This window comes from Enterobacter sp. 22466 (assembly GCF_052044775.1).
Classification (GTDB): Bacteria; Pseudomonadota; Gammaproteobacteria; order Enterobacterales; family Enterobacteriaceae; genus Enterobacter; species Enterobacter dissolvens.
The window spans coordinates 1-7227 of sequence record NZ_JBQENX010000024.1; the positions used below are offsets into that span (position 1 = coordinate 1).

Sequence of the window (7227 nt, forward strand, 5' to 3'; positions counted from 1 at the left end):
CGGCAGGTGATAAGCGTCATCAACACCTGGCCAGCCAACCGTGTGAAAGAGCTGCTGCCCTGGAACGTCACCCTGTCTGTAAACTAATTTTTACCCTACGTCCTACACGGGGCGCTTACGTCTGTCTTGCGACGTCAAGAAAATGTAACCACGCCATGTCGTCAGGGATCCACGGCAGCCTGCGCTGAACAGGTACAATACCGGTTTTTCCCTTCCCGCCGGTTTTCCAGATAGCCCTTCTGACAGGATTTTTTCGCGCAGCCCCTCCTCACAAAGCCAGTCGCTATACAGCCGCACCACGGTCATCCGGTGATGCAGGGTGGCTGCGGACAGGTGGTGACCGACATGCAGACAACGGACATAAAGGGCAACCGTATCGTGTCCGGCGGTGACGGCAGTCAGTCCGCAGGCGTGGCAAAAAGCAAGCCAGTCATTGACCCCGCGGGCATAGGCGTCAACGGTGTTCGGGGCCCGTAAAAGGTCCTCCTGCAGAAGCACCCACCGATATGCTGAAGTATCCCCATCCAGGAAAGGCAAAGCATCCAGTAATTTCTGTCGCACTTCCCCCCCTGACCTAAAAACAGCATGTATAAAATATAGTCAATTCCAAATAACATAGAGAGAATACGGCGCCACCCGCATTAACAATATCATTCTGTTGTCAGTCAATCCGCTGTAGACCATGCCGTGCATTCACCTGATAATTGAGGGGAATGCTCTGCCCCTCTTTACCAGTGATCGACGGCGGTAACGTCAAATGGATCACTTGCTGTTTACGGTATTCCAGAACAATATCGTTATTGCGATCGACTAAATCATTACGGCTCCCCGACAACGTCCGTGTGATACGTACGGCATCCGGATCCAACTGTTGCTCCCAGGGAATGCCAACGCGATAATTCAGCGCCACCTTCGCGACATCATTATTGCCTGATTGGCCTTGGGTATGTTCAAGCGCAAATCCAACCATTGGAACCGGTGTATAAGTAAGACCCAATGTCATGGCTTGCGGGTTACGCTGCAGCGTTCCGTTACTCAGCAAGTCGACCTTATCGCCATAGTATTTTTCATAGACTAGCTTCCCCCCCGAGCTGAGGCCAGGCCGGTAAATAAGCCTGCATACGCAGATCAAAGCCATTCGCTGGGCGCTCGTCGTAATCTTCCATTTGCGTAGAGGCCTGCCAGTCAGACAGGCGAAAATAGCCGTTGCCAGCAACCTTTAGATAATCCGCCCAACTTTCCAGACCTAACCCTAATCGTTGGTTATGTACACCGGATAACTGTTGGTCATAAAAAACGTTGTATCCCAGCATCCAATGGGGGAAGAAATGACGCTGCCCCATGCCTAGATTCGCAATAGTGCGGTGATTAAGCCGACGCACACCAAACTGGCTGAACACCAAGGTATCAGGTTGATTGTAAAGGGGCAGTAGCATATCAAACTGCGACCTTTCCAAATTCCCGCGGTCATCGACATTAAAATCGATGCGCGCATTACCGTATTGTGACAGCCAGCGACTGGCCTCATTGGCGACCGGGGAGGTCACAAAGCCAGTGGCCATCTCACGAGCGGCTTGTTGCTTATTGCTGTCATGATCGCCGCTAAAACGGGTTCCAAACTGGCTCAGAAAACCGGCGAGATGGTTTTGATCCTCATCCACAGGGCTCTGTTGCGTAACCGGTACCCTTACAGCTTCACCACTTTTAAGTGCCAGAAAATCACGTTTAAATAAATAGTCGCGCCGATTAAGCTGCCATAACTGTTCAATCGTCAGATGATATTTTTTCGCCACTTCAGACAGCGAATCTGTCGGTTTCAGAAGGTAAAGAAACGTCTGTAGCGCTGCCTGTGATGTCACATTATCGGGTAAATTTTTGGCCCATGAGTTAACAGCATTAAATGAGGAATACAACGGTATAAAAAATTGAAAAAATATTTGTAACAGCAGCTGTAGCCAGCTAAGTGCTTTCAGCATAGGCTTCAATGTGATTATCTCCAACAACAATGAACAAAATGATAACAATTGGGATCTGTATAAATAAAATTATTTTATTTTTTCAAAAAAACAAATATCAAAAAACGAAGCCAAATTTGCATTTAGTATAATGAGTTATAAAATTAAGCCGTTCATCAAAAATGATGATTAAAAATACGTTGTTATATTTTCAGTATAGATTCATACTATCACTTGGTAGATATTAAACTAAATTAATGTTAACGACATAACACTTATACCCAAAATCGTTGGGTTTACTTGCAGGCAGCAGCTGAACGAATCCCCAGGAGTTTAGATAACTAAGTGGCCAGGGTGAGTGAAGGCACCCAACTAGTAAATTAATAACAACCTCCGCTCAAAAGCATTAGAAAACCCATTAGGCAATGATATGAAGCAGGTTAAAAATACATCTGACAGTCCCAAAAATGCATTCTCGTTATTGGCTAAAAAATATAGAGTTTCAGATTGTTTAAATAAAATCACAATCGATGCGACAACGAAAAGAGCACAAAGTGAAGCAGGAAAAATAAAGGATTGCTACACTGGGGTTTGTGGATCAACGGAACAGAAAATGCTGTTTAGAGGTCAATTTAAATAGCCATTAATTTATTAATCAATAAATTATTTCTCTTCATTGAAAGCTCTCAGTTAACCCTTACTGAAGGATTCCAGTACTGTAAATGGATAGCGCCCCTGCATATTGATATGCCCACGCTGTAATGGTGAAAGTTTCTCAACGTCTGAATCCAGAACCGGATAACCTTCACGCCTGAGCTACTGAATTGCTGCATCCGTGTAAATTGTGTTCCACAGAACAATAATATTGAGCACCAGACCTAACGATCCAAGCTGATTCTCCTGACCTTCACGATAAACCTGTCTCAGTTCTCCCCGCTTACCATGCCCGTGTCCGCGAACCTTAGACAAAAACGATATCCAAGCAGGCGGAAAAACCGAAAATAACATCGCTGTATACCCCCGTTGAATATATAGACAAGTTCAATCAACAAGTAAAACAATGCATGAGGGAAAGCATGCTGTTTCTGCAAGGTTGACGATAACTAAAAAACGGCTGAACACATTATTACAAATAATAGATTATTGAGGAACTCTCTATTGAAAGCACTTATGGATTCCGTAGTTTTAAGGCTCAAGGCCCAGCGGGAAATATTACTGTTTTGAAGCAAGGGATGTACATCACAACTGTGATTGTACCAACCCTGCCACAGATTTATTCTGATGCCCCCAGACCTCCCTGGAGCAGCGGGAGCATTTGGGTAGAAACTTACGGTTACATTCTTTTTGTGAACGCAACACCCTGTAAGGCCGCAACGTTCACACCTTTATTATTAGTTAATAGGGCAGAGGCTGCGCCATACCCCCCTTCGTGACTTCCTCTAACGTGACACGGTAAGTATTCGACTCTACTCTTTTGGCGGCTGTAACTTTGAAATTCGCCAGCGGGGAATACAGCCTTTCGCCCTCATAATTTTCAAATACCAGACCACCCGGGATGGATAACCCGTGGCTGCTATTGCCTTTCACAGTAAATATGACCTTTATATCATCCGGGCTACTATTTGCAAAATCATGGGCAACATCTTTACTTTTGGATGTGGAAAAGAATTGTCCAAGGTTGTAAACGGTGTCAGTTTTTTTCTGTTTATCGGCATTAAATTGTGAAATTAATGTGTTAATCCCACTCTGCGTAATTCCTTGCCCGCGGTAAGTTGTAATATTGTCTCTTGTCGGGGTGTACCATGCTTGAGCACCCGTATTTACTAGTTTGCTCAGATTGCTACAATTTGACCTGATAGTTTTTTCAAGTTCCTTATTACCATGGTTAAAAATATCATCACGAAGAACACTGCGGTACTCATTAATGACTGCATCCCCGCTCACCTTGCCCCCTGAGGGAGCGCCGCGAAACAGATGACGTGCCACAGTGTTGATCGCTTTGCATCCCGCATTGGTTTGATATATCGAGGAAACATGCTGTCGAATATTATGGTTTTTTTCATCAGCTTTTTCCTTATCGGTATCAATTTCAATAAGTTGTTCTAATTTTGTCTCTATGACCTTTTTTTCCGCCTTGAGATGGCCAATTTCATCATGATATATGGCGACCTCTTTATTTAGCCTATTAACATCACTCGTTGCGCTGTCAATTTTTGACTGTAACGTCTTTATCACCATTCCGGCAGATACTGCACTCCCTTTAGCACCGATCGTTTTGGCTGCGGCGTTGCGCTCAATCTGATAACGATTGCCATTAAAAACATTTTTTAAAAAATTACTAGCCTGAGCGTATTTATAATGACCATTTTTCAGACGTACAGAGGCATTCTCACCATGTATTGCTGAGACAGACTTAAGACTTTTAAGCAATGACTGGTTTCCGTCAATTCCCCTTTTATGCTCGGCAATAGATATTTTCAGCTTGCCTGCACTATTTGTGATGTCTTTTATTTTATTCGTTAGCGTGCATCTAGTTTCGCTTAATTTTACCCGCCCTTGCGGTATGCTCTTCATAGACGCTACGGGATTTCCAACAGAATTGATCGACATTTATTTCCCTCATTGTTGAGTATATGGAACATTGTTAATACATGAGTTTTCTAAAAATCACAATGATTGCAGATTTCATGATTGAGGGCTATCAAGAAACGACCCTTAGTCAGAGATAACAGGTAGCAGAATGTAGCCAAGAGAAAATATTGGATAAGCAGGTCATTTGAACAGAAGATTACGGTTTACCCTTTCGGTAGGTTCTGTAGCGTAAGATTCCCCATCAAAAGATATATGGGCTAATACGTCATCATCAGTCGTGAATTCGCCCTGATTTGCAAAGAAAAACCATCGGGGTAATTTATGTCGATACTCGCCTTTATTGAGCTGAAGCTGAACTGCACGACGCAAATTCAGTATCGGCTATAGCTCGTATGGAACAAAACGTGTAGGGACATTGCCGGGGCATTTTTTGATTTCGCCATTATCAAGCTGGCGAATTTTCGTATCTGCTGAAAGAGGAAACGCCCTTCCGGACTGACTCAGGCAATCATTGAAGTAGGACGCATCAACAAAACGCTGTCTCTGCTTAATTATATTGATGACGAGCATTCTGACCAACTAAACCGGGGAGAAAGCCGCCATGCCGTTGCCAGAGCTATCTGTCACGATCAGGAAGATCCACTGGGTGCACTGGGGTTGGTCACTAACGCCGTCGTGTTATGGAACACTATATTATATGCAGGCAGCCCCGGATCATCTCCGGGCACAGGGGGAACCCTGAATGATGAAGATATTGCACGACTCTCACCGCTTTGCCACGGGCATACCAATATACTCGGCCATGATTCCTTCACACAGGCAGAGCTGGTAACAAAAGGACATTTTCGGCAATTAAAAGAGGCGTCAGAGGAAGAAAACATTGCTTAACGTGAGTTTTCGTTCCACTGAGCGTCCCCCCTCTCAGCGATTCCTCAGCATCCACACGTCATAACCGGATACCGGATTGACTGGTGGTTAAGTGTGGTAAGTGGCATTTATGATGACTTTGATACCATGCTCTCTTCAACCACCTTATCGATTAACCCTCTTAATGTAGCAGCATATGTTACCGGTCCTACGGATCTGAAACCCGGAATGTCTTGCTGCATTGTACGCATGATCATAAAGTCGTTCTCGGATATTCCTCTCAGGTCCTCTGGGAGTTTACCTCCACCAAAGCGTATGTCTCGTACTTCATTTTTCACTTCCAACGCTAAATTGAATAGACCTTCAGAATATAAGCCTGATTCGAGCGCAGGGATAAGTATATCATCTGGACCAAGAGTACAGGTTTGGTTTTGCACACATAGCGGGTTCGTGGTAACCATTCAGGATTCCTTTTTTGTTTTACATAAAAGAGCACAAGCCATACTAATGATATGAGTCCAGGTGGCATGTAATACAAAAAAAGGGTTGGGTAAATTAATTTAGGGCTGCGCATATCCGTGACTTTTTTGTTACAGATACCCGCATGCTCCTGGAACCTGTCAGCCGCAATTTGCTGACCAATCCTGCATCACCGGAAAAATCTGCACTCGAACTTACAACAGGATGACTGGCGACTGGGAAAAACCGGGGGAGCGTTTTTTAGTAGGTTATTTTTAATATCAGAGTATTCTGTATTTTTTCTATTGGAGGAAACGTCATGTTTAAAAGAGTCGGTAGTTTTATTCATACTCCAGACTATGAGAAGGCCGTGATTCGCGCAGAAAAAGATCCTTCCATTACGAATATCTCAATCGCTCAGGAAATATTGCATGCTAAAATAGCTGAAAATGATATGCGTATTGCTACGGTATGCGGAAGTAACAAAGAAGATGTAAGTAAAGATGTAATTAAATATATACAGAAGTTGGTTGGAAAGAGTAATAAATATGATGCTTTTTTAAACAGGGTAATGAATGTGGCACTTCATATCTGTCCAGAATATAATTATACTGACATGAAGTCGAAAAGAGCCCCGGTAAGTGAGCTTTAGGGTGCTTTAATTTAGTGGTTTTATATTTTAGCCCTGTGTTTGCAGGGCTCTTTCTTGCACATCGTAGACACATTATTAACGATAAGTTTTTCAGACAGAGCCTGAGAATGCTGCTGAAGGTGATAACCTATCTCGGGTTACATTCTTGTACTACAGTACTTTCCTGTCTGCCTGTGCAACAGTGCAACACGCCCGCCACCTTGATTGCTCGCGAAGAAAAATGGAAACAAATTATTCCAGTGTCCTGATTTTGTGATCCACAACCCCCGGAATGAAGTAGTTAGAATTTAATCACTCTTTGATTCGTATGTCACAGAGTACGTTGGCACTCCGCAGGCTAGTGATGTTTTGTACTAACTCAGATCGTTTTTTGTGCTTTCGGTGAGCGACTGGCAGGGCTTACCTGCATCAGGTCGGGATATACCTCATCAGACTGATGTCCCTCGCGTGGATTTTCAGCCCCTGTACATTCAGGCCTGTCACCGTACGGTAGCATTCTCACGGGGCCACAGTGACTAAAGTAACGTTTTTTGAAATAAAAAAACGTATTCTGGCAATAATATCGCTCACCTGGAAATATAAATTGAATCGCCACGGGTTTAACAGACACCTCAGAGTCATTTAAGATGGCTTAAAGAGAGGTGCCCATGAGCGGTAAGCGTTATCCCGAAGAGTTTAAAATTGAAGCAGTCAAACAGGTTG

The 7227-nt window shown here is 43.8% G+C and carries 7 protein-coding genes and 3 pseudogenes; 3 read left to right on the top strand and 7 right to left on the bottom strand.

What is annotated here, in order from left to right:
* Nucleotides 1–102: 102 nt before the first annotated feature.
* The 3 genes from ACTJJI_RS25945 to ACTJJI_RS25955 form a co-directional block, all read right to left on the bottom strand.
* Nucleotides 103–561: a site-specific integrase gene (locus tag ACTJJI_RS25945; RefSeq protein WP_440656249.1), complete on the bottom strand. Its 459-nt coding sequence runs from the start codon at nucleotides 559–561 to the stop codon at nucleotides 103–105.
* Between the two features lie 100 nt (nucleotides 562–661).
* Nucleotides 662–1042, bottom strand: a complete 381-nt coding sequence (locus ACTJJI_RS25950; protein WP_440656251.1) for an inverse autotransporter beta domain-containing protein — start codon at nucleotides 1040–1042, stop codon at nucleotides 662–664.
* A 25-nt stretch (nucleotides 1043–1067) separates the two neighbouring features.
* Nucleotides 1068–1976, bottom strand: coding sequence for an inverse autotransporter beta domain-containing protein (locus ACTJJI_RS25955; protein WP_440656253.1), 909 nt, complete (start codon nucleotides 1974–1976; stop codon nucleotides 1068–1070).
* A 409-nt stretch (nucleotides 1977–2385) separates the two neighbouring features.
* On the opposite strand from ACTJJI_RS25955, the gene ACTJJI_RS25960 reads away from it, so the two are divergent.
* The gene (locus tag ACTJJI_RS25960) at nucleotides 2386–2595 is read left to right on the top strand and encodes a hypothetical protein (protein WP_440656255.1); all 210 of its coding nucleotides are present in this window, start codon (nucleotides 2386–2388) and stop codon (nucleotides 2593–2595) included.
* 50 nt (nucleotides 2596–2645) lie between these two features.
* Here ACTJJI_RS25960 and ACTJJI_RS25965 read toward each other — a convergent pair.
* From ACTJJI_RS25965 to ACTJJI_RS25975, 3 genes and pseudogenes are all read right to left on the bottom strand, one after another.
* A pseudogene (locus tag ACTJJI_RS25965) lies at nucleotides 2646–2900 on the bottom strand (Tn3 family transposase); the annotation flags it as partial.
* A gap of 450 nt (nucleotides 2901–3350) precedes the next feature.
* Nucleotides 3351–4565: an ADP-ribosyltransferase domain-containing protein gene (locus ACTJJI_RS25970; protein ID WP_440656257.1), complete on the bottom strand. Its 1215-nt coding sequence runs from the start codon at nucleotides 4563–4565 to the stop codon at nucleotides 3351–3353.
* A 162-nt stretch (nucleotides 4566–4727) separates the two neighbouring features.
* Nucleotides 4728–4919 (bottom strand): annotated as a pseudogene (locus ACTJJI_RS25975) (Tn3 family transposase); the annotation flags it as partial.
* Nucleotides 4920–5021: 102 nt separating this feature from the next.
* Here ACTJJI_RS25975 and ACTJJI_RS25980 point away from each other — a divergent pair.
* Nucleotides 5022–5435 (top strand): annotated as a pseudogene (locus ACTJJI_RS25980) (Tn3 family transposase); the annotation flags it as partial.
* 107 nt (nucleotides 5436–5542) lie between these two features.
* On the opposite strand, the gene ACTJJI_RS25985 reads toward ACTJJI_RS25980, so the two are convergent.
* Nucleotides 5543–5875: a hypothetical protein gene (locus ACTJJI_RS25985; protein ID WP_440656259.1), complete on the bottom strand. Its 333-nt coding sequence runs from the start codon at nucleotides 5873–5875 to the stop codon at nucleotides 5543–5545.
* 317 nt (nucleotides 5876–6192) lie between these two features.
* Here ACTJJI_RS25985 and ACTJJI_RS25990 point away from each other — a divergent pair, with 317 nt between their 5' ends.
* Nucleotides 6193–6525, top strand: coding sequence for a hypothetical protein (locus tag ACTJJI_RS25990; RefSeq protein WP_440656261.1), 333 nt, complete (start codon nucleotides 6193–6195; stop codon nucleotides 6523–6525).
* Nucleotides 6526–7227 lie beyond the last annotated feature (702 nt).

Coding starts and splice junctions, on each gene's coding strand:
- ACTJJI_RS25955 (WP_440656253.1), bottom strand. CDS start 1,976: ATGCTGAAAGCACTTAGCTGGCTACAGCTGCTGTTACAAATATTTTTT.
- ACTJJI_RS25990 (WP_440656261.1), top strand. CDS start 6,193: ATGTTTAAAAGAGTCGGTAGTTTTATTCATACTCCAGACTATGAGAAG.
- ACTJJI_RS25960 (WP_440656255.1), top strand. CDS start 2,386: ATGAAGCAGGTTAAAAATACATCTGACAGTCCCAAAAATGCATTCTCG.
- ACTJJI_RS25985 (WP_440656259.1), bottom strand. CDS start 5,875: ATGGTTACCACGAACCCGCTATGTGTGCAAAACCAAACCTGTACTCTT.
- ACTJJI_RS25970 (WP_440656257.1), bottom strand. CDS start 4,565: ATGTCGATCAATTCTGTTGGAAATCCCGTAGCGTCTATGAAGAGCATA.